The sequence below is a fragment of the Ancylobacter dichloromethanicus genome, assembly GCF_018390645.1.
Lineage (GTDB): Bacteria > Pseudomonadota > Alphaproteobacteria > Rhizobiales > Xanthobacteraceae > Ancylobacter > Ancylobacter dichloromethanicus.
Window position 1 is genome coordinate 32,761 of record NZ_JAHBGC010000004.1, and the last position, 24,092, is coordinate 56,852.

The 24,092-nt window shown below is 68.5% G+C and carries 23 protein-coding genes and 2 tRNA genes; 16 read left to right on the top strand and 9 right to left on the bottom strand.

Going from position 1 to position 24,092, the window contains the following annotated elements; all coding sequences use genetic code 11:
* Window positions 1-41: 41 nt before the first annotated feature.
* Together KHC23_RS00390 and KHC23_RS00395 are read right to left on the bottom strand one after the other, a co-directional pair.
* Window positions 42-947, bottom strand: coding sequence for an amidoligase family protein (locus tag KHC23_RS00390; protein WP_213368186.1), 906 nt, complete (start codon window positions 945-947; stop codon window positions 42-44).
* Window positions 948-1,076: 129 nt separating this feature from the next.
* Window positions 1,077-1,153 (bottom strand) — tRNA-Pro (locus KHC23_RS00395).
* A gap of 173 nt (window positions 1,154-1,326) precedes the next feature.
* Here KHC23_RS00395 and KHC23_RS00400 point away from each other — a divergent pair.
* The 13 genes from KHC23_RS00400 to KHC23_RS00460 all read left to right on the top strand — a co-directional run bounded on the left by KHC23_RS00400 (window position 1,327) and on the right by KHC23_RS00460 (window position 13,959).
* Window positions 1,327-1,401, top strand: a tRNA-Gln gene (locus KHC23_RS00400).
* A gap of 160 nt (window positions 1,402-1,561) precedes the next feature.
* Entirely contained in the window at window positions 1,562-1,798 is a 237-nt protein-coding gene (locus KHC23_RS00405) for a P-loop NTPase family protein (RefSeq protein ID WP_213368188.1), read from the top strand.
* A gap of 57 nt (window positions 1,799-1,855) precedes the next feature.
* Window positions 1,856-2,056 (top strand): P-loop NTPase family protein, encoded by a 201-nt coding sequence (locus KHC23_RS00410; protein WP_213368190.1) that lies wholly within the window; start codon window positions 1,856-1,858, stop codon window positions 2,054-2,056.
* Between the two features lie 351 nt (window positions 2,057-2,407).
* A complete protein-coding gene (locus KHC23_RS00415) occupies window positions 2,408-2,902 on the top strand; it encodes an RNA polymerase sigma factor (protein WP_213368191.1) in 495 nt (164 codons plus the stop codon).
* Window positions 2,903-3,056: 154 nt separating this feature from the next.
* On the top strand, window positions 3,057-4,004 hold the full coding sequence (locus KHC23_RS00420) for a FecR family protein (protein ID WP_246543945.1): 948 nt from the start codon (window positions 3,057-3,059) through the stop codon (window positions 4,002-4,004).
* Window positions 4,005-4,129: 125 nt separating this feature from the next.
* Window positions 4,130-6,568 carry a TonB-dependent siderophore receptor gene (locus KHC23_RS00425; RefSeq protein ID WP_213368195.1) on the top strand — a complete coding sequence of 813 codons (2,439 nt, stop codon included), beginning with the start codon at window positions 4,130-4,132 and terminating at the stop codon, window positions 6,566-6,568.
* A 5-nt stretch (window positions 6,569-6,573) separates the two neighbouring features.
* Window positions 6,574-7,488, top strand: coding sequence for an iron-siderophore ABC transporter substrate-binding protein (locus tag KHC23_RS00430; RefSeq protein ID WP_213369039.1), 915 nt, complete (start codon window positions 6,574-6,576; stop codon window positions 7,486-7,488).
* A complete protein-coding gene (fhuB, locus tag KHC23_RS00435; protein ID WP_213368197.1) occupies window positions 7,481-9,493 on the top strand; it encodes a Fe(3+)-hydroxamate ABC transporter permease FhuB in 2,013 nt (670 codons plus the stop codon). Before KHC23_RS00430 ends, fhuB begins: the two co-directional genes overlap by 8 nt.
* Window positions 9,490-10,344, top strand: coding sequence for an alpha/beta hydrolase (locus tag KHC23_RS00440; RefSeq protein ID WP_213368198.1), 855 nt, complete (start codon window positions 9,490-9,492; stop codon window positions 10,342-10,344). Before fhuB ends, KHC23_RS00440 begins: the two co-directional genes overlap by 4 nt.
* Window positions 10,341-11,132, top strand: coding sequence for an ATP-binding cassette domain-containing protein (locus KHC23_RS00445; protein ID WP_213368206.1), 792 nt, complete (start codon window positions 10,341-10,343; stop codon window positions 11,130-11,132). The genes KHC23_RS00440 and KHC23_RS00445 overlap by 4 nt, the downstream gene beginning before the upstream one ends.
* A 133-nt stretch (window positions 11,133-11,265) precedes the next feature.
* On the top strand, window positions 11,266-12,336 hold the full coding sequence (locus KHC23_RS00450; RefSeq protein ID WP_213368208.1) for an acyltransferase family protein: 1,071 nt from the start codon (window positions 11,266-11,268) through the stop codon (window positions 12,334-12,336).
* Window positions 12,337-12,364: 28 nt separating this feature from the next.
* Window positions 12,365-13,099, top strand: a complete 735-nt coding sequence (locus tag KHC23_RS00455) for a GDSL-type esterase/lipase family protein (RefSeq protein ID WP_213368210.1) — start codon at window positions 12,365-12,367, stop codon at window positions 13,097-13,099.
* 119 nt (window positions 13,100-13,218) lie between these two features.
* Window positions 13,219-13,959: an aspartate/glutamate racemase family protein gene (locus KHC23_RS00460; RefSeq protein WP_213368219.1), complete on the top strand. Its 741-nt coding sequence runs from the start codon at window positions 13,219-13,221 to the stop codon at window positions 13,957-13,959.
* Window positions 13,960-14,001: 42 nt separating this feature from the next.
* On the opposite strand, the gene KHC23_RS00465 is transcribed toward KHC23_RS00460, so the two are convergent.
* The 7 genes from KHC23_RS00465 to KHC23_RS00495 form a co-directional block, all read right to left on the bottom strand.
* A complete protein-coding gene (locus tag KHC23_RS00465) occupies window positions 14,002-14,463 on the bottom strand; it encodes a MarR family winged helix-turn-helix transcriptional regulator (RefSeq protein ID WP_213368221.1) in 462 nt (153 codons plus the stop codon).
* Window positions 14,464-14,563: 100 nt separating this feature from the next.
* The gene (locus KHC23_RS00470) at window positions 14,564-15,274 is read right to left on the bottom strand and encodes an ABC transporter ATP-binding protein (RefSeq protein WP_213369041.1); all 711 of its coding nucleotides are present in this window, start codon (window positions 15,272-15,274) and stop codon (window positions 14,564-14,566) included.
* 14 nt (window positions 15,275-15,288) lie between these two features.
* Window positions 15,289-16,074 (bottom strand): ABC transporter ATP-binding protein, encoded by a 786-nt coding sequence (locus KHC23_RS00475; protein ID WP_213368223.1) that lies wholly within the window; start codon window positions 16,072-16,074, stop codon window positions 15,289-15,291.
* The gene (locus tag KHC23_RS00480) at window positions 16,071-17,954 is read right to left on the bottom strand and encodes an ABC transporter permease (protein WP_213368225.1); all 1,884 of its coding nucleotides are present in this window, start codon (window positions 17,952-17,954) and stop codon (window positions 16,071-16,073) included. Before KHC23_RS00480 ends, KHC23_RS00475 begins: the two co-directional genes overlap by 4 nt.
* 19 nt (window positions 17,955-17,973) lie before the next feature.
* A complete protein-coding gene (locus KHC23_RS00485) occupies window positions 17,974-19,248 on the bottom strand; it encodes an ABC transporter substrate-binding protein (RefSeq protein ID WP_246543947.1) in 1,275 nt (424 codons plus the stop codon).
* 108 nt (window positions 19,249-19,356) lie between these two features.
* Window positions 19,357-20,271 carry a DMT family transporter gene (locus tag KHC23_RS00490; protein ID WP_213368227.1) on the bottom strand — a complete coding sequence of 305 codons (915 nt, stop codon included), beginning with the start codon at window positions 20,269-20,271 and terminating at the stop codon, window positions 19,357-19,359.
* Window positions 20,272-20,277: 6 nt separating this feature from the next.
* Complete coding sequence (locus KHC23_RS00495) at window positions 20,278-20,799, bottom strand: GNAT family N-acetyltransferase (protein ID WP_213368235.1); 522 nt, start codon at window positions 20,797-20,799, stop codon at window positions 20,278-20,280.
* A 200-nt stretch (window positions 20,800-20,999) separates the two neighbouring features.
* Here KHC23_RS00495 and KHC23_RS00500 point away from each other — a divergent pair, with 200 nt between their 5' ends.
* The 3 genes from KHC23_RS00500 (at window position 21,000) to ubiB (ending at window position 24,045) form a co-directional block, all read left to right on the top strand.
* Window positions 21,000-21,476, top strand: coding sequence for a hypothetical protein (locus KHC23_RS00500; protein ID WP_213368237.1), 477 nt, complete (start codon window positions 21,000-21,002; stop codon window positions 21,474-21,476).
* A gap of 198 nt (window positions 21,477-21,674) precedes the next feature.
* A complete protein-coding gene (gene ubiE, locus KHC23_RS00505; RefSeq protein ID WP_246543949.1) occupies window positions 21,675-22,472 on the top strand; it encodes a bifunctional demethylmenaquinone methyltransferase/2-methoxy-6-polyprenyl-1,4-benzoquinol methylase UbiE in 798 nt (265 codons plus the stop codon).
* Between the two features lie 4 nt (window positions 22,473-22,476).
* On the top strand, window positions 22,477-24,045 hold the full coding sequence (gene ubiB, locus KHC23_RS00510) for a 2-polyprenylphenol 6-hydroxylase (protein ID WP_213368240.1): 1,569 nt from the start codon (window positions 22,477-22,479) through the stop codon (window positions 24,043-24,045).
* The last annotated feature ends 47 nt before the right edge of the window (window positions 24,046-24,092 follow it).

Consider the following 24,092-nt stretch of genomic DNA (forward strand, 5'->3'; position numbering starts at 1 on the left):
TTGCCAGGCGCGCACGCCTGCGCTGCCTTGGGGGCGGGCTGCTAACCCAGCGCACGCCGGCAGGCGGCGGCGAGCTGGGACGGATCGGCGGCTAGCGCCTCGACCTCGACCCAGCGATTCCAGTCCGCCGACAGGCTCCAGCTGGGCCGGCCGACATAGGCCAGCGGCAGCCGGTAATGCATAACGGCGCGCGGCTTGACCTTGCCGCGGATGCGCGGCGCGACCTGTTCGGGAAACAGGTGCAGGAACAACGGCAGCAGATCGAGCGAGCGCTTGCGCGTCGGATTGGCCGCGACATAGTCGTCGCAAAGCTGGAACAGGTTCGGGCGATAGTCCGGCGACAGCACGCGGTGGATGAAGCCCGGTGGGTAGGGTGGCGGGGCGTGGAAGCGCAGCAGGCCGCTGGTGAGGCTTTCCGCCCGCAGGCGCGGCTCCAGCACCAGATACGCCCTGAGCAGCGCGAGCGTCGTCGTCGCATCCGTCGCCGGTGGCGCGATGTTGAAGTGCAGGCCAAGCGAATCGAAGAGGCCCGCCCCCTCGCCGCGCGCCCCGGCCTGCCGCAGCGCCGCCGTCGCCCCGTCCAGATCCTCCATCTGCTCCACCTCCAGCGGTCCGGTGACCAGTTCGCGCGGGACGAAGGGACGCGCCGCAGCGCCGAGCCAGCCCGACAAAGGCGGGCGCAGCCAGCGCCCCGGCCCGTCGACGCGCTTCGGGTGGACATGGCGGATGTCGAGTTCGACGCCGATGTCGCCGAGGCGCGAGCCCGCAATCCGGTAGGCATTCGGGTCCTCTTCCTCGACGCGGCCGCCCAGATATTCACTGAGGCAGCGCGCCGCCTCCCGTTCGCACAGGTGGGTGAACTCGATCTCGACGCCGACGCGCCGGCGACGGCCATCCGTGGTGAGCGGGGCGGGCAGGGGGTGGAAGCGCGAGGGGGGTGCGCTCACGCGAACAACCGCAGGGTCTGTCTCATCCGCCGGATATAGGGAGCGCGCGTGCTGTGTCCAGCCGCGCCGCCGCCCCGGTGGGGGGGGTGGCTTCGTCTCGGCAGAAACAGGGATAGTCTCGGGAAATAGTGGTCGGAGTGGCAGGATTTGAACCTGCGACCCCCTCGTCCCGAACGAGGTGCGCTACCAGGCTGCGCTACACTCCGCCGCGGCGCGAGCAACTAGCATGCGGATGCCGCGGCCGGCAAGAGGCCTTGGCCACTTGTCGGCGGATCGGTGGATAAGCCCTGCGGCTTCCCCCTGTATCGAGGTTGAAAGCGGCGGCAAGCTGTGGCTATGTCCGCGCCCACGGAACGCGCCCGACCGGGCCGCGACCCGTTGGGGCGTCGCCAAGTGGTAAGGCAGGGGATTTTGATTCCCCCATGCGGAGGTTCGAATCCTCCCGCCCCAGCCACTTTCTTTATGTTATTGATTTTAGAGCCCCAGTTGTCGGTCCGCACCTGCCCTTTTGCGTACCGGGCGCAACAAATATGTCTTTGGGGACGATGTCAGAACAGCCGCGTGTCTATGTGATGGGGGCGTCGTGTTCGGGTGTTTCCACGTTGGGAAGTGTCTTGGCCAAGCGGCTCGGCCTTCCGCATATCGATGTGGACGACTTCTACTGGTTGCCAACCGATCCTCCGTTCAGCACGAAGCGTTCACCGCAGGACCGCGTACGCCTGATAGCGCAGAGGCAGAAGGAAGCCGAAGGTTGGGTTCTCACGGGGTCGTTCATCGGCTGGGGCGACGCGCTGATTGAGAGCGTCGATCTGATCGTTTTTCTCTGGACGCCTACGGCTGTGCGACTGTAGCGCCTGGACGCGCGGGAGGCGGAACGGCACGGCGGGCGTATTCGGCTTGGTGGGGACATGCATGAGGCGCATCGCGCGTTCCGGGAATGGGCATCGCGCTATGATGATCCCTCGTTCAATGGGCGCAATCAGGCGCAGCACGAGCGCTGGTTAAACGATCAATCCGCGCCGGTGCTTCGCCTTCAAGGCGAACACCCCACCGGCCAATTGGCGCAGTGCGTTGCCGAAGCGCTTCCAAGCCGCTCGCTTCGCGACTGATCGCAGAATGACGCCTCGCTCCCTCGCCGCGAAGCCGTCGGCTGGAATCTCGGGGGAAGGCTAAGCCGCCCGCTACGGCACGGTGGGCATCTGTCCGGAAGAACCTGACCTCGCAGCGGTGAGGAGAGCTGGAAGAGGCTTGCCGTTCGCGCCTGTTCTCTTTCGCTCCCATGCGTCGATCCGGGGAACGAGGCACGGCCAGTATGCTCGCCATCCTAAGGCTCAATATCTGGAGCCGTTCCAATATAAATTTATAGCAATGATAAAGTCGATCCATGTAACTTATCTTGCCCGGGCATGCATGATAACGGTCTCGCACACGCGACTGTGAGGTGGAGTGTGGGCCGGTTCATGCAGCCAGACCTTTCGCTTGTCTTTTCAACCCATGGCAACGAGCTGCGGAGCTATCTCCAGCATCGGCTCGGCGATGGGCATACGGCCAGCGATCTGGTGCAGGATGCGTTCCTCAATGTGCTGGAGCGTCCGGACACCCGTATTCACGACATTCGCGCCTATCTCTACGCGATTGCCCGCAACCTGCTGCTCAACCACCGCAAGCAGGAGGCCCGGCGGCGCACCGAGACGCGGGCGCCCGAAGCCTTCACCCAGATGGCGGCGGACCAACCCTCGCCGGAAGACGTGGTCGATTCGCGGCTCCAGCTTGAGCGCGTCCACGCATTGGTGCGGGAGTTGCCGCATCGCACGCAGGAAATCTTCGTCTTGAACCGCATCGAGGGGCTCACCCATGCCCAGGTGGCCCGGCAGTTGCGCCTTTCCGAAAGCGCGGTTCAGAAGCACCTCGCTCTCGCCATCGCGCGCATGACGCGCCGTCTGCGCGGGCGCTGAAGACTGGCCATTGGCGAGGCGATCTCAGGCGAGGGGCGCGCTCCACGAGCGCGATTTACCGTGTTCCGCCCTTTTGGTTGTCTTATAGGGAATGGGCATCGATTTACGGACGTCAGCGGTGAGCAGTGTCGACGAACACGCGGATGAGATCGGCATGCGCGCCGCCGAATGGGTGGCGCGCCTTGATGGCTCTGCGCTGAGCGAAGACGAGACGCGCGCGCTGCGGTCCTGGCTGGCGGAGGCGCCGGATCACCGCGCGGCGTTCGACGAGGCCAGCTCGACCTGGCGGGAACTGTCGCTGCTGCGGCAGGATCCGGGTCCGTTGCGCGACTGGCTGCCGGCGCGCCGGCAGCGCCGTGCGGGGCGCCGGGCCACCGGCATCGGTGCGGTTGTCGCATTGGCGGTGCTTGCTGCCGGCATGGCCCGCTTCCATTTCGGCGATCCCTGGCTGCTCGCCGCCGCCGACTACCGCACCGCGCCGGGCGAATTGCGGACCGTCATTCTGGACGACGGCAGCTCGGTCGAACTCGGGCCGGCGAGTGCCATCGCCATCGACTTTGACGATACCGAAAGACGGGTGAGGTTTCTCGCCGGCGAGGTGTACTTCGCCGCCGCGCCGCGCACCGCCGCGGAGCCGCGCCCCTTCGTGGTCGAGGCGGCGGGGGGCACCACCACCGCGCTCGGCACGCAGTTCGTCATCGAGGAGGCCGGCGCCGGCGCCGATGTGCTCGCCATCGAACACCGGGTCGAGGTGGCGCTGCAACACGATGGGCCGCGGCAGGGCGTGGTGCTCTCGCCCGGCCAGGAGGTGCGCTACACGCCTGACGGGGGCATGGGGCAGGTTCGGACCCGTGATCTCGAGGCGGCGACGGCGTGGCGCCGCGGCATGCTGGTGTTCAACGGCGCCCCCCTGCGCCATGTGGTGGAGACGCTGAACCGCTACCGGCGTGGACGCATCGTCATCCTGGATGGCGCGCTGGCCCAGCGCCGAGTCAGCGGCGTGTTCGCCACCGGTGACCTCGGTGACGCCATCGAGACCATGACCTCCGAGCTCGGTATCCGTTACAGGTCAATTTATCCTTTGATTACAGTGCTTTATTAGTTTTCCGCACAGGTTCGCGGACTTCTTTTTACTGAGTCCTTCGGCCCGGTTGTCTTCCTTCCTGCGAGCCGGCGCGAAACGCGGGCTGGCGCGTCCACCGCGCGATCTGGAAGGAACGAGGCCTCATGACGACCCGGGTGAATTTCCGCACACGGCGCCCGCGCCGGTACTGGCGCGGCGGCGCGGCGTCCAATGCCCTGGTCCTTGGCCTGCTTGCTGCGGGGGCGACCCTGGCGCCGCCGCCGGCGTGGGCGCAGACGGCGGCGAACGTCGCCCCCGCCCGAATCGCCTTCGATATCCCGGCGCAGGATCTTAACGGCGCCATTCTCGCCTTCGCCCAGAAGGCCGGGGTGAGGGTGTTCTTCGACACCTCGAAGCTCGGCGGGCGCCGCTCCGCCCCGGTGGCGGGCGCCATGAGCGCCCCCGAGGCGCTGCAGGCGCTGCTGCGCGGCACCGGGCTCACCTATCGCTTCACCGCGCCGAACCGCGTCACCATCGTCGACCCGAGCGCCTCCCTGGCCGGCGGCGACGGCGCGGGCGGCATCGAGCTCGACGCCATCGACGTGCAGGGCGATGGCAGCGGCACGGTCGGCTATGTCGCGACGCGCAGCGACGTCGGCACCAAGACCGACACGCCGCTGATCGAGACGCCGCAATCCATCTCCGTCGTCACCCGCGACGAGCTGGACAATCGAAACGTGCAATCGCTGACGCAGGCTGTGGCCTACACGCCGGGCGTGCGCACCGGCCAGAGCGGCTTCGACCCGCGCTATGATGCCTTCACCATCCGCGGCTTCGACGCCACCTATAACGGCATCTACCGCGACGGGCTGCGCTGGCCGGGCGCCAACATGTCGGTCTTCAAGATCGAGCCCTATGGGGTGGAAAGCGTCACAGTGCTGCGCGGGCCGAGCTCGGCGCTGTACGGCCTCGGCTCGCCCGGCGGTCTCGTCGACGTCACTTCCAAGCGCCCCACCGAGGAGGCGTTCGGCGAGGTCGAGCTGCAGGGCGGCAATTACGAGTGGTGGCAGGGCCAGTTCGACGTGGGCGGGCCGATCGACCCGGACGGCGAGTTTCTCTACCGCCTGACCGGCCTGCTGCGCGATGCCGGCTCGCCGAACACGCTCGGCGGCGGCGTCAACGACATGACCTTCATCGCCCCGGCGCTGACCTGGAAGCCGAACGACCGGACCCGGATCACCTTCCTCGGCGAGTACCAGGAATCAGAGACGCCAGCCTCGCTTCCCTTTTATCAGTGGCAGGGGGCAGGCGGGACGTTCAGCCGTGCCCCGGGTGACTACAACAGCCAGCCGCAGGAACAGTGGCGGATCGGCTATCTCGCCGAGCATGATTTCAACGACGTCTTCACCGTCCGGCAGAATTTGCGCTACGGCCATGCCGACACCACGGTACGCTACACCAGCGTGTACGACGTCGATCCGGTGACCAACATCGCCACCCGCGGCACCGGCTATGTGCACGACAAGCTCGATTCCTTCGTCGTCGACAACCAGTTGCAGGCTGATTTCGCCACCGGCCCGGTCACGCACAAGCTGCTGGTCGGGCTCGACTATACCTACCTTGCGCTCGATGGCGGTATCGGCTTCGGCACGGCGGCGGACTTCAACTTCAACACCGGGCAGCCGCTCGGCCCGACCTTCGATCCCGGCTTCAACTACTCCCGCTATCAGCAGACGCAGAGCCAGACCGGGCTCTATGTGCAGGAGCAGGCCACGTTCGACCGCTGGATCCTGACCCTGACCGGCCGCTACGACTGGGTCGACTCCAAGGATGAGGACCTGCTCACCTACACAACCGAGAACACCGACGACGGCGAGTTCACCGGCCGTGCCGGGCTGACCTATCTCTTCGACAAGGGCATCGCGCCCTATGTCAGCTACGCCACCTCGTTCGCGCCCAATCTCGGCGTCGACATCAGCGGCAATCCCTTCGCCCCGACCACGGCGAGGCAGATCGAGGGCGGTGTGAAATACGTGCCGCCGGGCTTCGACGGCTACTTCACCGCCGCCGTGTTCCAGATCAACCAGGAGAACGGGCTCACCACCGACGACAGAAACCCGCTCTTTCAGGTGCAGACCGCCGAGGTGCGCGCGCGCGGCTTCGAACTGGAAGCGGTCGCCAATATCGGCAACGGCCTGAAACTGCGCGGCGCCTACACCTATCTCGACCTCACCAATGTGTCCGGCGACCCTGACACCATCGGCCTGTCGCCCTCCGGCCAGCCGGAGAACGCCTTCTCCTTCTGGGCGGACTACCAGTTTCAGGAGGGAAGCAAGCTGGCCGGCCTCGGCATCGGCGCGGGCGTGCGCTACACCGGCTCCACCTGGGGCGACTCGCTCAACACCTTCCAGAACAGCGCCTACACGCTGGTCGACGCCAAGCTGAGCTACGATTTCAGCTATCTCGACGCCGCGCTCAAGGGCTGGAGTCTGCAGGTCAACGCCCAGAACCTGCTCGACGAGGAATACGTCACCTGCGATGCCGGCTATTGCTACATGGGCGCGCCGCGCACCGTGATCGCCGGGCTGAAGTATCGCTGGTGAAGACGATGACGCCGCTCTCCCGCCGTGCCCTGCTGCGCGGCGGGCTTGCCGCCGGCGTGCTCTCGCTTCCGCTGGCCGGGCCTGCGCCCGCAGGTACCGCTTTGCGCCCACCGTTCCGGGTGGTGGCGATGGATTTCGGTCTGGCGGAAACCCTGATCGAGATCGGCCTGCCGCCGGTCGCCCTTCCCGATCCCGGGGGATGGGCGGACTGGGTGGTCGAGCCGGCGCTGCCGCCCGGCATCGTCAATCTCGGCACCGACCGCGAGCCGAATCTGGAACTGCTCGCCGCGCTCAAGCCGGACCTCATCGTCACCACGCCCTATCTCGCAGCCATCCGGCCCCTGCTGGAGGGCTTCGCGCCGACGCGGGAATTCCCGGTCTATGCCCCGCCCGGCGGCCATCCCTACGCGCTGAGCGAAGCGGCGACCCGCAGCCTCGGCGCCGCAGTCGGCCGCACAGACGAGGCCGAGGCGTTGATCGCCCGCGCGCAGGCCGCCATGGCGCAGGCCGGCGCCGGGTTTGTGCGGGCGGGGATCGCCGACCGGCCGGTGCTGGCGGTGAACTTCCTCGATACCCGTCATGTGCGCGTCTACGGTTCCGGCAGCCTGTTCGGCGACGTGATGGAGCGCACCGGTCTGGTCAATGGGTGGACCCGGCCAAGCAATTACTGGGGCTTCAGCACGGTCGGCATCGAGGAACTGGCGCAAAGCCCGGCAAGCAGCCTGCTCTATCTGGAGCCTATTTCCGTCGACACGCTGGACAGGCTGGCGGCGAGCCCGTTGTGGAACAGTCTCGCCTTCGTCAAGGCGGGACGGGTGCTTCGCCTGCCGCCGGTGCTGATGTTCGGCATGCTCCCCTCAGCCATGCGCTTCGCTGGCCAGCTCTCCCGCGTTCTGGATCGAAGGCCCTCCGATGGCTGACATCACGGCTGCCTTTGCCGGAGCCGCCCGCCCGCGCCTCGGCCCGGTGCTGCCGGTTCTGCTGCTCGCCGCGCCGGCGCTGGCCGCCAGCCTCGTCAACCTGTCGATACAGTTGCCCCCGGAACGCTGGTGGGCGACGCTTGCTGGTCACGGTCTCGACGACACCGCCGTGATCCTGGCGCTGTACAGTTTTGCGCCGCGCTTGGTCGTCAGCCTGCTCGCCGGTGGCGCGCTGGGGCTGGCTGGGGCGCTGTTGCAGCAGGTGTTGCGCAATCCCATCGCCTCGCCCACGACGCTGGGCCTCGAGGCCGGCGCGACGCTTGCCCTCGCCGCGACCCTTGTCGGAGCCCCGGCGCTCGTCGGGCTGGGGCGCGAATGGGTGGCGCTTGGCGGCGGGCTTCTGGCCATCGCTTTGGTGCTGGCGCTGTCGCGGCGCAGCGGCTTCGCGCCGCTGGTGGTCATTCTCGCCGGCATGGTCGCCGGCCTCGCCTGCGCCGCGCTGGCGGCGCTGCTCGCTCTGTTCAACAGCCATTATCTCGCCGGGCTGTTCCTGTGGGGGGCCGGCTCGCTGAGCCAGCAGGATTGGTCGGCGCCGGCCTTTCTCGCCCCGCGTCTCGCGCTGGCGGGGCTCGCGGCGGCGCTGCTGCTGCGTCCGCTGACGCTATTGGGGCTCGACGACGGTGCCGCCCGCAGCCTTGGGCTGTCGCTCGCCTTGGCCCGATTCGCGGCGCTGGCCGTGGCGGTGGCGCTCACCGCCTTCGTGGTGGCGGGGGTGGGCAGCCTCGGCTTCATCGGGCTCGCCGCGCCGGTGCTCGCCCGCATCGGCGGCGCCCGCCGGGTCGGCGCCCGGCTGCTGGCGGCCGCCCTCATCGGTGCCGCTTTGCTGTGGCTCACCGACCAGATGGTGCAGCTTCTGTCGGGTGTCACGGGCGCGATGCTGCCGACCGGCGCCGTCACCGCCATGTTCGGCGCCCCGCTGCTGCTGTGGATGGTGCCCCGGCTGCGGCTGCCGCCGCAGGTGGGCGCCGGGCTCGTCGCCCATGCCACCGGTCTTGTCCGCCCATTGCCGCTGCTCGCCGGGCTGGCGCTGCTGCTGGCCGTCGCGGCCCTCGCCTCGGCCGCTCTGGGTCCGGGGGGCGGGGGCTGGACCTTGAGCGGGCCCGCCGATCCAGTCTGGGCGCTGCGCGCGCCGCGCATCTTGGCAGCGATGGCGGGCGGAACGCTGCTGGCGGTGGCCGGCGGCATCCTGCAGCGCATGACCGGCAACCCGATGGCGAGCTCGGAAGTGCTGGGCGTGAGCGCGGGAGCGGCCTGCGGGCTGGTGGTCGCGATGTTTGCGTTCGATGTCGTCGGACGCGCCGGGCAGACGCTGGCCGCCACGCTCGGCGCCCTCGTCGCGCTGGTCGGCATATTGGCGCTGGCCCGCGCCTCGAAAGGCGCGCCGGAACGGGTCATCCTGGCCGGTGTCGCCATCGGCGCACTGCTCGACTCGCTGGTCAGCCTGCTGATGGCGAGCGGCGACCCGCGCGCCGTGCTGCTGTTCAACTGGATGACCGGCTCGACCTACGGCATCGACCTCTCCTCGGCGACCATCAGCCTCGCCGCCGCCGGGCTCGCGCTCGCCGCCCTGCCGCTGGTGGCCCGCTGGCTGGACATCCTGCCGCTCGGCGGCGTCTCGGCGCGGGCGGTGGGCATGCCCTCCTTCCTCAGCCGATCGCTGTTGCTCGCCCTGGCAGCGCTCGCCACGGCGATGGCGACGCTGCTGGTGGGGCCGCTGTCCTTCGTTGGGCTGATCGCCCCGCCTCTGGCGCGACTGGCCGGCCTGCGCCGGCCGCTGGCCGAACTGATCGGCGCCGCGCTGCTCGGCAGTCTGATCATGGTCGGCGCCGATTTCATCGGCCGCACCATCGCCTTTCCCTGGCAACTGCCTGCGGGTCTCGTCGCCTGCATGATCGGCGCACCCGCCTTCCTCTGGCTTCTCACCCACAAGCAGGCCGCTCCATGACCGCCGCCCTGATTCCCGACACGACGATTTTTGATATCGCTCCCGCCGCCGGCGGTGCGCCCTGGCGCATCTTCCTCTACCGGCCGCCGGGCGAGCCGCCGGCGCAGGGCTGGCCGGCGCTCTTTTATCTCGATGCCAATGCGGTCGCCGGCACCGCGGCGGACATCATGCGGGTGCAGGCCGCGTACCCGCTGGGCACCGGTGTCGAGTGGGGCGTCATGGTCGGCATCGGCTACCCCTCTGAGGGCGCCTATGACAGCGCTCGCCGTTCCTGGGACATGGGTCCGCCGCCCGGCGAGACCTACCCGCCGCACACGCCCGATGGCCCGGAGGTGCGCACCGGTGGCGCCGACGGCTTCCTCGCCTTCATCGAGGACGAGCTGAAGCCGGAGATCGCCCGCCGCGTCGCGCTCGACCCGTCGCGGCAGGCGATCCTCGGCCATTCCTTCGGCGGGCTGTTCGTGTTGCACGCGCTGTTCCGCCGGCCGCAGGCCTTTGCGCACTGGATTTCCGCCAGCCCGGCGATCTGGTGGGAGGGGGCGGGCATTATCGGCTCGGCGGAGGCGTTCGTCGCCGCGGGTACGCGGGCGAGCGGCCGGCTGCTGCTTCTGGCCGGGGAATATGAGCAGAAACTGGCTCCGTTTCAGATCGGCGCGCCCGACGCCGGGAAACGTCTCGCCGGCTTCGAGGAGAGCCGCATTGTCGACAATACCCGCCTCATGGCCGCGCGGCTTGCCGGCGTGCCCGGGCTGACCACGGAATATATCCCGGTGTCCGGCGAGACCCACATGTCGGTGCTGCCCGCCAGCGTCAATCTCGCCATCCGCTTCGCCTTTGGTCCGCCCGCATGATCTCTTCGCCGGCAGACAGCCTGTTCGAGCTTGCCGATGCCCGCTTCTGCGTCGGCGGGCGCATGCTGCTGCATCCGCTGACCCTTACGGTGCCGGCCGGGCGCGTGGTCGGGCTGATCGGGCATAACGGCTCCGGCAAGTCGACGCTGCTGAAGCTGCTCGGCCGGCAACTCGCGGCCAGCGCGGGCGAGATCCGCTTCGAGGGCCGCCCGATCGGCGCCTGGAACGCGCGGGCCTTCGCCCGTCGTGTCGCCTATCTGCCGCAGACGGCGCCGGCGACCGGGGGCATGACGGGGCGCGAACTGATCGCGCTGGGCCGCTACCCGTGGCACGGGGCGCTCGGTCGCTTCAGCCCGCAGGACCGGCAGAAGATCGACGAGGCGATCTCGCTGACCGACACCACAGCCTTCGCCGACCGTCTGGTCGACACCCTGTCCGGCGGCGAGCGCCAGCGGGTGTGGATTGCCATGCTGGTGGCGCAGGATGCCGGCTGCCTGCTGCTGGACGAGCCGACATCGGCGCTCGACATCGCCCACCAGATCGAAGTGCTGGCGTTGATCCGCCATTTGTGTCGCCAGCGCGGTACCGGCGTTGTGGTGGTGCTGCACGACGTGAACATGGCGGCGCGATTCTGCGACGACATCATCGCGCTTCATGGCGGCAAGCTGCTGGCGCGCGGTGCACCGGCGCAGATGGTGACGCCCGAGACGCTGGAGCGCGTCTACGGCATCGCGATGGAGGTGATCCGCCAGGATGGCGGGGGATATGTCGCCGTCCCGCGGGCGTGAAGGCGGCGTCGCCCCGCTTCTTCCGGGATGGCGGGGGTAGGAGTGCCTCCAGGCAGGCTGTGATCTGCGAAATAGATGTTTTATATTTGAGTGTTATCTTCCGAATCATTTAAATTGATCGGCGTTCAATGATATGAAAAGCGCGGCTCCGGAATTGTATGGAATACAATATCTGCGGGCTATCGCCGCAATATTGGTGGTTGTCCATCATTCGCTCGAAGAGTCCAACGGAGCAAAAGGGGCATTCAGCCCGGACTGGTTCACCCTGTTCGGCGCAGCCGGTGTCGATATTTTTTTCGTCATCAGCGGTTTCATAATGGTCTATACAAGTTTTCCTCAGGGAAAATCTGCGATCACTCCGGGAAAATTTTTCATCCGTAGGGTGTTCAGGATATACCCCATTTATTGGGTGTGCTGTTTTGCAGTATTTGGAATTTTTTCCGTAGGCCTGTTGAGAAATAATCGCCCTGACATCGACCAGGCTATTCTCTCGTTTTTTCTCATTCCATCAGATCAGAGAATCATGGGAGTTTCGTGGACGCTTGTCTATGAAATGTACTTTTATCTACTCTTCGCACTTGCTCTCCTGTTGAGGCGCTCGGTGCCGGCGTCGGCCGCCATCACGGCCGCCATGGTCGGTATACTGGTGGCATCGAACCGCGCGCCAAGTGGCGTGTTGACCGATTTCTTGGCCAATCCGATCGTCCTCGAATTCCTCATGGGTATGTGGCTTGGAGTTTTCCATCTGACCTACCGGCGGGGACAGTCGTCGACGTACAAAAGCAAGATACTGGCGATGATTGGAGTTGGATCGATATTGCTGTCGTCGATGATTGTGCCAACGGATTCCACCGCCGGGCTGCCGGCGTGGCCACGGGTTTTCGCGTGGGGAGTGCCGGCTGTTCTCATGCTCATATATTTTATTGGTATGGATCGGCCATCGACGCGTCTGTCGACCTTCTTTGCCAAGATCGGGGATTCGTCCTATTCGTTGTATCTGACGCATCCGTTCGTGATGATATCCTACGCTTTTGCATTGAAATTCGCCCCGATAAATCAACTTTCTCAAATGTTACAGATTGTGTTTGTCGTCACGGCGGTCATTCTGTCGATTGTTCTGGGCCTGATGGTGCATCTATTTGTCGAGCGTCCCATCATGGGGGTGCTGTCACTGTCCCTGAAACCTAAATATTCGTCGGCGTGACGTTTATCCGGACGAGGGGCCCGTCGGCATGATCGTGATTTCCATCAGGAAGATCCGGCGTAGCTGGCGGATCTGTCTCTGTGCAGTTCTCGCAGGCGGCGTTCTGGGGTGGTCCGTCGCCAATTTTGCTCCCGGACCGGCGGATTTTGTTCGCGCCCTGAAGGTGATGGTCGGTTGGGACGGAGCTGGAGAAGCCTTTCGGCGCCAGCGCCTGACCGACATCACCGCGGATGTGTCGACCTACGATGTCGTCATGCTCGGGGATTCGATCACCGAGGGGGGTCCATGGACCGACATGGCGCTCGACGGTCGGTCCATCGCCAATCACGGCATCTCGGGCGATACGACGCTGGATGTTCTGGCGCGGATCGATGTGACCAACCGGGCGTCGCCCTCCACGATCTTCCTGATGATCGGTGTGAATGATCTTCTGAGGGGGCGCTCTCGCGGCTTTCTGGATCGTATGGAGGACATTGTCGATCGTCTGTCCGGCAATGGCAGGTCGCTCTACATCCAGTCGATCCTCCTGACCGGTCTGGACGGCGGCTGGCCCAACGCCGCCATCGCGATCGCCAACGACGCCGTGGCACGCCTGTGCCGTTCCACGCCGCGATGCACCTTCGTCGATGTGAACGCCGCGTTGACGGCCGATGACAGGCTGATGGACGAGGTGACGACGGACGGCCTCCACCTGAACGATCTCGGATACGCAAGATGGAGCGCCCTGATCCACGACATTCTCGCGGCCCCGGCCGGCAAGTAGCGCCGGCTTCCTCGGTCTCTCGCGTCGTCGGCGCTGAGCCTGATCTCGCGGAACATCTTCCAATTCCTGCGGAACAGGCTCTAGATGCGCGTGACCCGAACCTCTCACGCAGGCTTCCCTTGCGCATCCATCTCGTCAATCCCAACACCACGCGTTCCATGACCGACAAGATCGCGACCGCGGCGCGGGCCGTGGCGGCGCCGGGGACGGAGATCCACGCGGCGACCTCGAGCATGGGGCCGGCCTCGATCGAGGGCCACTATGACGACGCTCTGGCCCTGCCGGGCCTGCTGGCGGCGATCGCCGCGGCCGAGGCGGCCGGAGTCGATGCCCATATCATCGCCTGCTTCGACGATACCGGACTCGATGCCGCCCGCAGCCTCGCCCGCGCTCCGGTGGTGGGCATCGGCGAAGCGGGGTTCCACTTCGCCAGCCTGATCGCCCATCGCTTCACCGTGGTCACCACGCTGTCGCGCTCGATCCCGGTCATCGAGGCCAATCTGCTGCGCGCGGGGCTCGACAGGCGCTGCGCCAGGGTGCGGGCCTCGGAGGTAGCGGTGCTCGAACTGGAAGACCCTGCCTCGGATGCGCGGGCGCGCATTTCCGCCGAGATCGGCTGCGCCGTGCGCGAGGACCGCGCAGAGGCCATCGTGCTCGGCTGTGCCGGCATGGCAGATCTTGCCCGCGCGCTGGGCGAGCAGCACGGGGTGCCGGTGATCGACGGCGTGGCGAGCGCGGTGACGCTGGCGGAGGGGCTGGTGCGGGTGGGTCTGGCGACCTCGAAGGCGGGCGCCTATGCCGCTCCCCGCTCCAAGCCCTATGTCGGCCGGCTGGCCGATTTCGCCCCGCGGGAAGACTGACCGAGGCGCGCGGGCCCCCAAGGGGCTCAACCGATCCGGGGCTCAGCAGAGCTTGCGCAGCAGCCGGATGGCCTGTTCGCGCTCGGCAGGGGTGAGTGGTTCCAGCATCGCTTCCGAGATGTCACGCGCCACCACGATCGCGGTGGCGGCGACGGCGCGGCCGCGTTCGGAAAGGTCGACGGCGAGGCGGCGCCGGTCCAGCGGGTCATCGGTGGCGAGAACGAGGCCACGCGCGGCGAGCCGGTCAACCACGCCCTTTATGGTCGCCGCGTCGAGGCAGACCAGCCGCCCCAGACGGTTCTGCGAGCAGGGGCCGACCTCGGAGAGCTTGGCCAGGGCGGCGAATTGCGGCGGCGTCAGTCCCTCGATCATGCGGGCGCCGAACAGGGCCGTGTGGCGCTGGTTGGCGCTGCGTATGAGAAAGCCGACCTGTTCGTCGAGCCGATAGGTGTTGTCGGTCCGGGTCTCGGCACCGGCCAACTCTCCAGGGCCGTCCGTGGTCATATGTCCGCTGTCCTGCTCCGGATACCTCCGGTTATCAGAGCACAACGCAGCCGGCGCGCAAATCCACGAGTACAAACAATCCGTTCCGAAATGGAACCAATTATCCCGGCGGCCCAAAGGCAGGCCGGGACCTTCCGCCTTGCGCCAGTGCGGCCATCGGGCCGTGCCAGTGCACGGCGCCCTGCTCGATCGTGTAGGCCCGGTCGCAGATCGCGGCGCAGAACTGCGCGTTCTGTTCCGAGACCAGCAGCGAAAGACCGCTCGCCTTCAACCGGGTGAGGGCGAGCGTCATCTGCTCCACGACGATGGGCGCCACGCCCTCGGAGGGTTCGTCGAGCAGCAGCAGCGCCGGGTTGCCGACCAGCGCGCGCGCCACCGCCAGCATCTGCTGCTCGCCGCCGGACATCTGCCCGCCGGGACGGTGCCGAAGTTCGGCGAGATGCGGGAAGAGGTCGAACACCGCCTCCAGCGACCAGTCGGTGATCGTGTTGCCGGGTGCGCGGCGGCGGCGCCCGAGGTCGAGATTCTCCAGCACGGTCAGATCGGAGAAAATACGTCGGTCCTCCGGCACATAGCCGATGCCGAGGCGGGCGATGACATGGGTGGGCAGCGCGGAAATGTCCGCGCCGCGCAGGGTGAGGCGGTGCGCGCGGCGGCTTATGAGACCGATGAGTGCTTTCATCGTGGTGGATTTGCCGGCGCCGTTGCGGCCGACCAGCGCCACCGCCTCGCCGGTCTCGACCTTCAGCGACAGGCCGAACAGCACCTGTGCCGCGCCGTACCAGGCGTCGAGGCCGTCAATATCGAGCATCGGGACGGGCGTCGTCACCGCTCGTTCCTCCCGCCGACGGGTATGCCGCCGAGATAGACCTCGCGCACAGCGGGGTCGTCGCGCACGGCTTCGACACTGCCATCGGCGATCAGCCGTCCACGCGCCAGCACCACCACCCGGTCGGCATGGCCGAACACCACATCCATCGAATGCTCGGTGAACAGCACGGCGAGGCCGCGGACGCGGGTGAGCTGGCGCACCAGCGCGATCATGTCGTGCCGCTCGCCGGCCGACATGCCGGCGGTCGGCTCGTCCATCAGCAGCAGGCGGGGCTCGCCGGCCAGCGCCATGGCGAGTTCCAGCCGCTTGACGTCGCCATAGGCGAGGCTGGCGGCGGGGCGCCCGGCCTGCGCCGCCATGCCGGTCTGTTCCAGCAGGTCGAGGGCCTCTTGCCGCGCGAGGTCGCGCGCCGGCCTCCACAGGCCGAAAACCTGCCCGCGCGCGGCGATGAGCGCCATCTGCACATTCTCCAGCGCCGTCATCGAGCCGAACACGGTGGCGACCTGGAAGGTGCGGCCGACGCCCAGCCGGGCGATGCGGCGCGGCGCGAGCCCGGTGATGTCGCGCCCCGCAGTGCCGCTGCCGATGAGGCGCACATGGCCGGAATCGGGCCTCAACTGGCCGTTGACGATGTTGAAGCAGGTCGATTTGCCGGCGCCGTTCGGGCCGATCAGCGCCAGCAATTCGCCGGGCGCGATGGCAAAACTCACCCCGTCCAGCGCCTGCACGCCGCCGTAACGCTTTGTCAACGCGGAGACTTTTAGTACCGGCGCGGTCATGGCGCGCGCCTTCGGCGCAGGCCGCCGGCGAGGCCGGCGGGGAACAGCAGCACGGCGGCGAGGATGATGAGGCCCAGCAGCGCGCGCCAATAGGCGCTCTCGCGCATCACCATGTCCTGCAGAAGCGTGAGGCCGCCGGCGCCGAGGAGCGGCCCGGTCAGGCTGTTGACGCCGCCGAGCAGCACCATCACCAGCCCGTCGATGGAGCGCCCGACCGAGATCGCCTCCGGCGAGATCGAGCCCTTGGCGAAGGCGAACAGCCCGCCCGCCGCGCCGCACAGCGTGCCGGCAAGGGCGAAGGCGAGCCAGCGGACCTTTTCCACAGCGATGCCAGAGGCTTCCGCCCGAAGGCGCGAATCCCGCGCCGCCCGCAGGGCGAGGCCGAAGGGGGCGAAGACCAGGCGCCGGATGAGGACGAGGCCCGCCAGCGTCACCGCCAGCGCGGCGAGATAGAGCCCGTTCGCGCTGTCGAAAGGCGGGTCCGGCCAGACCCCGAACAGCCCGTTGGAGCCGCCGGTAACCTCCTCCCACTGATAGGCGATCGACCAGACGATCTGCGCGAAGGCCAGCGTCAGCATGGCGAAATAGACCCCCTCCAGCCGCACGCAGAACCAGCCGAACAGCACCGCGCCGGCAGATGCCGTAGCGATTCCAATGACTAAGGCGAGCGGCGTGGGCAAGCCCAGCACGGTCGCGGCACAGGCGGTGCCGTAGGCGCCGAGGCCGAAATAGGCGGCGTGGCCGAAGGAGGCGAGCCCGCCCGGCCCCATCAGCAGGTGCAGCGAGGCGGCGAACAGGGCGGCGATCACCATGTCCAGCGCCAGCACCGGCGCGTAGCTGGCGAAGGCGCTGAACAACGGGATGCCGGCGAAAAAGGCCAGCACCGCGAGGGCGACAAGGCGGCCGCGCGGGCCCAGCGGCACCAGTGGCGCCTCGGCTTCGCCGCGCCTTGCGGCGGCCGGTTGCGGCCGGCCGAACAGGCCGTGCGGACGGATGACGAGCACCACCGCCATGACCAGGAACTCGGCGACCAGCGTCAGCCGCGACATGTTGAAGGTGATGCCAGCGACTTCCACTACACCTAGCGCGGTGCACAGCGCCTTCACTTCCGCCACCAGCAGGGCGGCGAGATAGGCGCCACGCAGCGAACCCATGCCGCCGACCACCACCACGACGAAGGCGTCGCCCAGCACGGAAAGGTCGAGGGCGAGATTGGCCGGTTCGCGCGCCATCTGCAGCGCCCCGCCGAGGCCGGCAATGCCGGTGCCCAGCGCGAACACGGCGGTGAACAGCACCGCCTCGTTGATGCCGAGCGCCGCGACCATCTCGCGGTCCTGCGTTGCCGCCCGCACCAGCCGGCCGAAGCGCGTACCGGTGAGGACGATGTGGAGGCCGATGAGGACGATGGGACCGATGAGGGCGAGGAAGATGTCATACTGCGGCAGGTGGCGGCCGAGGAACTCGACCGAGCCGGACAGGCCCGGCGCGCGCGGGCCGAGAATGTCCTCCGGCCCCCAGAAATAGAGGGCGGCGTCGTTGATGATGAGCAGCAGGGCGAAGGTGGCGAGCAGCTGGTACAGCTCCGGCGCCGCATAGATGCGCCGCAGCAGCACCACCTCCACCAGCGCGCCGAGCCCGGCCGTGACCAGCGCGGCCGCGACGATGCCGCCCCAGAATCCCAGCGCGCCGCCGACCGTCTCGCCCAGCAGCGGCGCCAGCGTGACGGCGAGATAGAGCCCCAGCATGTAGAAGGAGCCATGCGCCATGTTCACGATGCGGGTGACGCCGAAGATGATCGACAGCCCCGCCGCGACGAGGAACAGGCCGGAGGCCGAGGCGAGGCCGTTGACCGCCTGGAACAGCAGCGACTCGAACGACATGCCGGCGCCCCGCCTCCGCTCAGTTCGCGGCCGGCCGCAGCCTCAGGACCTCGGCGTCGGAGGGCAGCACGCTGGCGCCGTCGACATAGACCGGATCGAGCATGATGCCGCGCCCGTGCTTCACCGCCAGCGTGCCGACAAAGGCGCCCATCGTCGCCTGGTGGTCGCTGGCGCGGTAGATGAACGGGCCGAACGGGCCGTCGACCTCAAGCCCGGCAAACGCCTCCACCAGCTTCTCGGTATCGGTGCTGCCGGCCTTGGCGATGCCGGCGGCGATGGACTTGATGGTGGCGTAGCCGACGATGGAGCCGAGGCGGGGATAGTCGTCATAGGCGGCGCGATAGGCGTCGAGGAAGGCCTGATGCGCCGGGGTCGTGATCGCGTACCAGGGATAGCCGGTGACGACCCAGCCCACCGGGGCCTCGTCCTTCAGCGGGTCGAGATATTCCGGCTCGCCGGACAGCAGGCTGACGACGAAGGTGCCCTCCAGCGCCCGGCGGGTATTGGCCTCGCGCACGAAGCGGGCGAGGTCGGCGGCGAACAGCACGTTGAACACCGCGTCGGGCCTGGCGTCGGCGATCGCCTGCGCCACCGGGCCGGCGTCGATCTTGCCGAGCGGGGTGGCCTGCTCGGCAACGAACTCGACGTCGGGCTGCGCTGCCTTCAGCAGCGTCTTGAAGGTTTCGGCGGCGGACTGGCCGTACTCGTAGTTGGGATAGACGATGGCCCAGCGCTTGCGGTTGGCCTTCACCGCCTCCGGCATCAGCATCGCCACCTGCATGTAGGTGGAGGGGCGCAGGCGGAAGGTGTAGCGGTTGCCGTCCGACCAGGTCAGCTTGTCGGTCAGCGGCTCGGCGGCGAGGAAGAACACCTTGCGGCGCTTGGCCAGCTCGGACACCGCCAGCCCGACATGGGAGAGGAAGGTGCCGGTGATGAGGTCGACCCTGTCGCGGGTGATCAGTTCGGTGGCGACCCGCACCGCGTCGCCCGGATTGCCGCCATCGTCGCGGGAGATGAGTTCGAGCGGGCGCCCGATCACGCCGCCGGCGGCGTTTATCTGGTTCAGCGCCAGCTCCATGCCCTTGCGATAGGGGTCGAGGAAGGCGGCCTGCGCCTTGTAGCTGTTGAGTTCGCCGATGCGGATCGGCTCGGCCGCGGCCGCCGGCGAGGCGCCGGCCGGCAGGACGAGCGCGGCGGCAAGGGACGCGGCGGCAAGAGACGCGGCGGCGAACAGGGCCGCGCGCAGGCGCGGAAGGGGCGCGGCCTTCGGGGGCGCAACCTTGGTGGGGCGCATCGCAGAACTCCGGACGGGTCGCCGAGGGAGGCGTCGAGGGGGCATTTCGCGGCCTAACCTATCGTCTTGCGGCGCGGGGTCCAGCCCCGCCACCGGCATGGCCGGCGCTCACGGGCCGATCTCGACCTCGGCCTCGCGCACCTGGCTGCGCCGCGAGGCGATGAGGGCGCCGGCGGCGATGAGCGCCGCGCCGGCCAGCGTGCTCGGCGCCGGCAGTTCGTTGAACACCGCCAGCCCGATGGCCAGCGCCCAGATGAAGGCGGTGTATTCGAACACGCCGAGCCGGCTGGCGTCGGCCCGCGCATAGGCCCAGGCCAGGCACAGATGCCCCGCCGTGCCGAGCAGGCCGATGACGAAGAACAGCGCCAGCGCCGCCCCCGTCGGCGGGGTCCATTGCAGCGCGCCCAGAGGCGCCAGCAGCACGAGCGAGAACACATTCTGCAGCAGCACGATGGTCGGCGCGGGATCGCGCGCCGCCCGGCTCTTCAGCGTCACCATGGCCAGCGCATAGGTCACGGCGGCGACGAGGGCCGCCATTATGCCCGGGCCGCTGGCGAAATCGCCGCCGGCGCCGACGTCCAGCTCGTTCCACAGCACCACCAGCACGCCGGCGAAGCCGAGCCCCAGCGCGATGAACACCGGCCTGCCCGGCCGCTCGCCGAGAAACAGCGCCGCGAACACCGCGATGAACAGCGGCGAGGTGAAGGAAAGCGCCAGCGCCACGGCGAGCTGCAGCGCCGACAGCGAATAGAAGAAGGTGACGGCGGTGATCGACACCAGCACCGAGCGCCACAGATGCGGGCGCCATGTCGCGGGAGCGGGCAGGGGGGTGCGGGTGGCGAGGAACACCGCCGCCGCCGCCAGCGACCCGAATATATAGCGCAGCACCGCGATCTGGCCGGCGGCATGCTCGGCGGTGACGTATTTGATCATCCCGTCCATGATCGACAAAAGGCCGATCGCGGTGATCGTCACCAGGGCGGGCCCGACGAGGCGGCGGCCGCGCATGAAAGGTCGGAGCATGTCGGCTCAACCTTCCCGGTGCCGGGCCGCCCCGGGGAGGGGCAGGCGGTAGGCATATTCCCAGGTGAGGGAAAGGTCGTGGCACTCCCGGGCCGCGCCGGCGCGGGTGAAGCCGCAGCGCTCGTAGAAGCGGTGCGCGTCGGCGAATCGGGTGTCGGTCCACAGCCGCAGTTCCGGCGCGCCGGCGGCCCGCGCCGCGGCGAGGGCGGTGGCGAACAGCGCGCGGGCGACGCCGCGCCGCCGGGCGGCGCGCGCCACATAGACCTTGAAGATCTCGTGCCCGCCGGGCGGCGCGTCGGCGTCCCGGGTCGGCGCCAGCGCCATGGAGCCGATCACCCCGCCCGCGCCCTGCGCGACCCAGACCGCGCCGCCCCGCGCGGAAAAATGGCTGGCGATGGCGTCCAGCTCGGGGAACTCGGCGGCGCGGTCGAACACGCAGCCTTCATACTCGGAAAAGGCGGCGGCGATCAGCGCGGCGATGGCATCGCCATCGTCGTCGCTCGCGGGTCGGATGAGGAAATCGGTCACGTCGGTCACTCCGGCCCGGCGCGGTCCATTTTCTCGCCGGGAAGGCCGGGAGAGTTCGACGGCGGGGCGCGGGCGGACTATGTTCGGCTGGTCTTCTGGCGTAAAGACCATTCATTATGCCCGATACATGGATCAGAATTGGCAGGCTCGTGCTTGATCCGTGACCGCCCGCCCGCCAGCCTTCCGTTCCGGAGTGCTCAATGAACGTGTTTTTCCCCGTCGTCCGTCTGGCCTTTGCCGCCGTCCTCGCCGCCGTCCTCGCCGGCTGCGCCAGCTCGCCCGCGCCCCAGCCCATCGAGCCGGCCCGGCCCCAGTACACGTCGCCGATCACGGCGCAGCAGGTCGTCGGCAAATGGGGGCTCGCCGCCTATCACCGCCCGGACGACGCGGCCCGCACCGAGGCGCAGGCGCGCCAGGGCTGCCGCCAGCCCTACGTCATCAATGCCGGCCCCTCGGGCGGCTTCATGATGTATCTGGCCGACGACGCCCAGCCTTCCGAGGTGATTTCCAAGCAGGTCGGCAACGGCCCGATCTATATCGGCCTGGCGGACGAGCCGCCGGGGGCCCAGTCGGACCGCGAGGTGGTGCGCTTCGACGGCCAGATCCTGGTGCTCAAATGGGTGGACCAGGAAGTGGCCGGCCGCTACGGCACCATGGTCTATGTCCGCTGCCCGTGAGCGGAGGGAGGGCGCAACGCCCTCCGGCGATAGCGGCAGGCGATTCGGCCCGGCGGCGCGCCGGGCCACCGGTCTCCGGCGGCCAGACCTTCCCGCATGGCTGGGTCCTCTTCCTCTCCCGCCCGGCCGCTTGGAGGCGCGCGGCCTCTCCGCTATGGTCCGGCCCGATTTCGGATCGAACGCGGGAGCCGCGAGCCTATGGTTGCGGAGACACAGCTGGTTGGCGACACGCAGGATATGGGTGCCGGCGCCGACACCCATTTCGGCTTCCGGACCGTGCCGCTGGGCGACAAGCAGCGCATGGTCGACGAGGTGTTCCATTCGGTCGCGCGCCGCTACGACCTGATGAACGACCTGATGTCGCTCGGCCTGCACCGGGCGTGGAAGGACCTTCTGGTCTCGCGCCTGCGCCCGCCCCGGAATGAGCGGGCCTTCCGGCTGCTCGACGTGGCCGGCGGCACCGGCGACGTCTCCTTCCGCACCGTCGAGGCCGGCGGGCGCGGCACACGCGCCGTGGTCGCCGACATCAATGGCGGGATGCTCGGCGTCGGCCGCGAGCGCGCCGCCGCGCTCGGCCTCGCCGAGCGGGTGGAATTCGTCGAGGCCAATGCGGAGGCGCTGCCCTTCGCCGACAAGAGTTTTGACGCCGCCACCGTCGCCTTCGGCATCCGCAACGTGCCGCGCATGGACAAGGCGCTTGCCGAGATGCGCCGGGTGCTGAAGCCCGGCGGGCGCTGCTTCGTGCTGGAATTCTCCCGCGTCGACCTGCCGGGGCTGGACGCGATCTACGATATCTATTCGTTCAAGCTGATCCCCGGCATGGGCAGGCTGGTGACCGGCGATGCCGAATCCTACCAGTACCTCGTCGAATCGATCCGCAAGTTTCCCCCGCCGGAGGCGTTCGCCGAGCTGATGCGCGAGGCCGGGTTCAAGCGCGTGGCGTGGCAGCCGCTGACCGGCGGCATCGTGGCGCTGCATTCCGGCGTGCGGATCTAGCGCCGTGGCCACTCCCCTCGGCGATTATCTGCGCCTGGCGCGCGCGGGCTTCGTGATGGCCCGCGAGGGCGTCGCCTCGCGCATCGACCCGGCCGTGCGCCCGCCCGGCTCGGAGCCGCTGTTCGCGCTGGCCGGGCTGATCGAGCGGGGCGGGCCGGCCTCCAGCGCCGCCCGGCTGGGCGCGGCGCTGTCGCGGCTCGGCCCTTCCTATGTGAAGCTCGGCCAGTTCCTCGCCACCCGGCCGGACGTGGTCGGCCCGCAGCTCGCGCGCGATCTCGAACTGCTGCAGGACCGCATGCCGCCCTTCCCGCAGGACGTGGCCGAGGCGACCATCGCGCGCACCTTCGACCGCCCGGTGGGCGAGGTCTATGCACGGCTCGACCTGCCGCTGGCGGCGGCCTCGATCGCGCAGGTGCACCAGGGCGAGGTTGTCGACGCCGACGGCACGGCGCGCCGGGTGGCGGTGAAGGTGCTGCGGCCCGACGTGCAGCGCCGCTTCCGCATCGACCTGTCCTCCTTCTACCGCGCCGCCCGGCTGGGCGAGAGCAGCACGCCGGAAGGCAAGCGGCTGCGGCTGGTCGCGGTGGTCGACACGCTGGCGCGTTCCGTGTCGATGGAAATGGACCTGCGGCTGGAGGCCGCGGCGCTGTCCGAATTGGCGCAGAACACGCGCGAGGACGCCGATTTCCGCGTGCCGGCGGTCGACTGGGACCGCACCGGGCGCGAGGTGCTGACCACGGAATGGGTCGACGGCATCAAGCTGAACAATCTGGACGCTCTGCGCGCGGCCGGGCACGACCTGCCGCAGCTCGGGCGTATCGTGATGCAGTCCTTCCTGCGCCACGCGCTGCGCGACGGCTTCTTCCACGCCGACATGCACCCCGGCAATCTGTTCATCGACGCCGACGGCAAGCTGGTGGCGGTGGATTGCGGCATCATGGGCCGGCTCGGCCACAAGGAGCGGCGTTTCCTCGCGGAAATCCTGTTCGGCTTCATCACCCGCGACTGGCTGCGCACCGCGCAGGTGCATTTCGAGGCCGGCTACGTGCCACCGCACCATTCGGTGGAGGATTTCGCCCAGGCGATCCGCGCCATCGGCGAGCCGATCTATTCGCGCCGCGCCGACCAGATCTCCATGGCCAAGCTGCTGACCCTGCTGTTCGAGGTGACGGCGCTGTTCGACATGCAGACGCGGCCCGAACTACTGCTGCTGCAGAAGACCATGGTGGTGGTGGAAGGCGTCGCCCGCAATCTCGACCCGCAGCTCGACATGTGGAAGACCGCCGAGCCGGTGGTGCGGGCCTGGATCGAGCGCAACCTCGGCCCGGCCGGGCGGATCGAGGAGGTGGCGACCGGCTTCGGGGCGGTCGGCCGCTCGCTGCAGACGCTGCCCGAGCTGATCGCGCAGGGCCAGCGCATCGCCGCCCAGCTCGACGCCGCCACCCGCGACGGGCTCACCCTCTCGCCGCAGACCACCGACGCCATCGGCCGCGCCGAGGGGCGCGGCAATCGCTGGATGACCGCGGCACTATGGGTGATCGCCGGGCTGGTGGCGGCGCAGATGCTGTTCTGAAGCGGGGTCAGGCAAGTCAATTGTATTGTTGAATTGATGCAACTTCA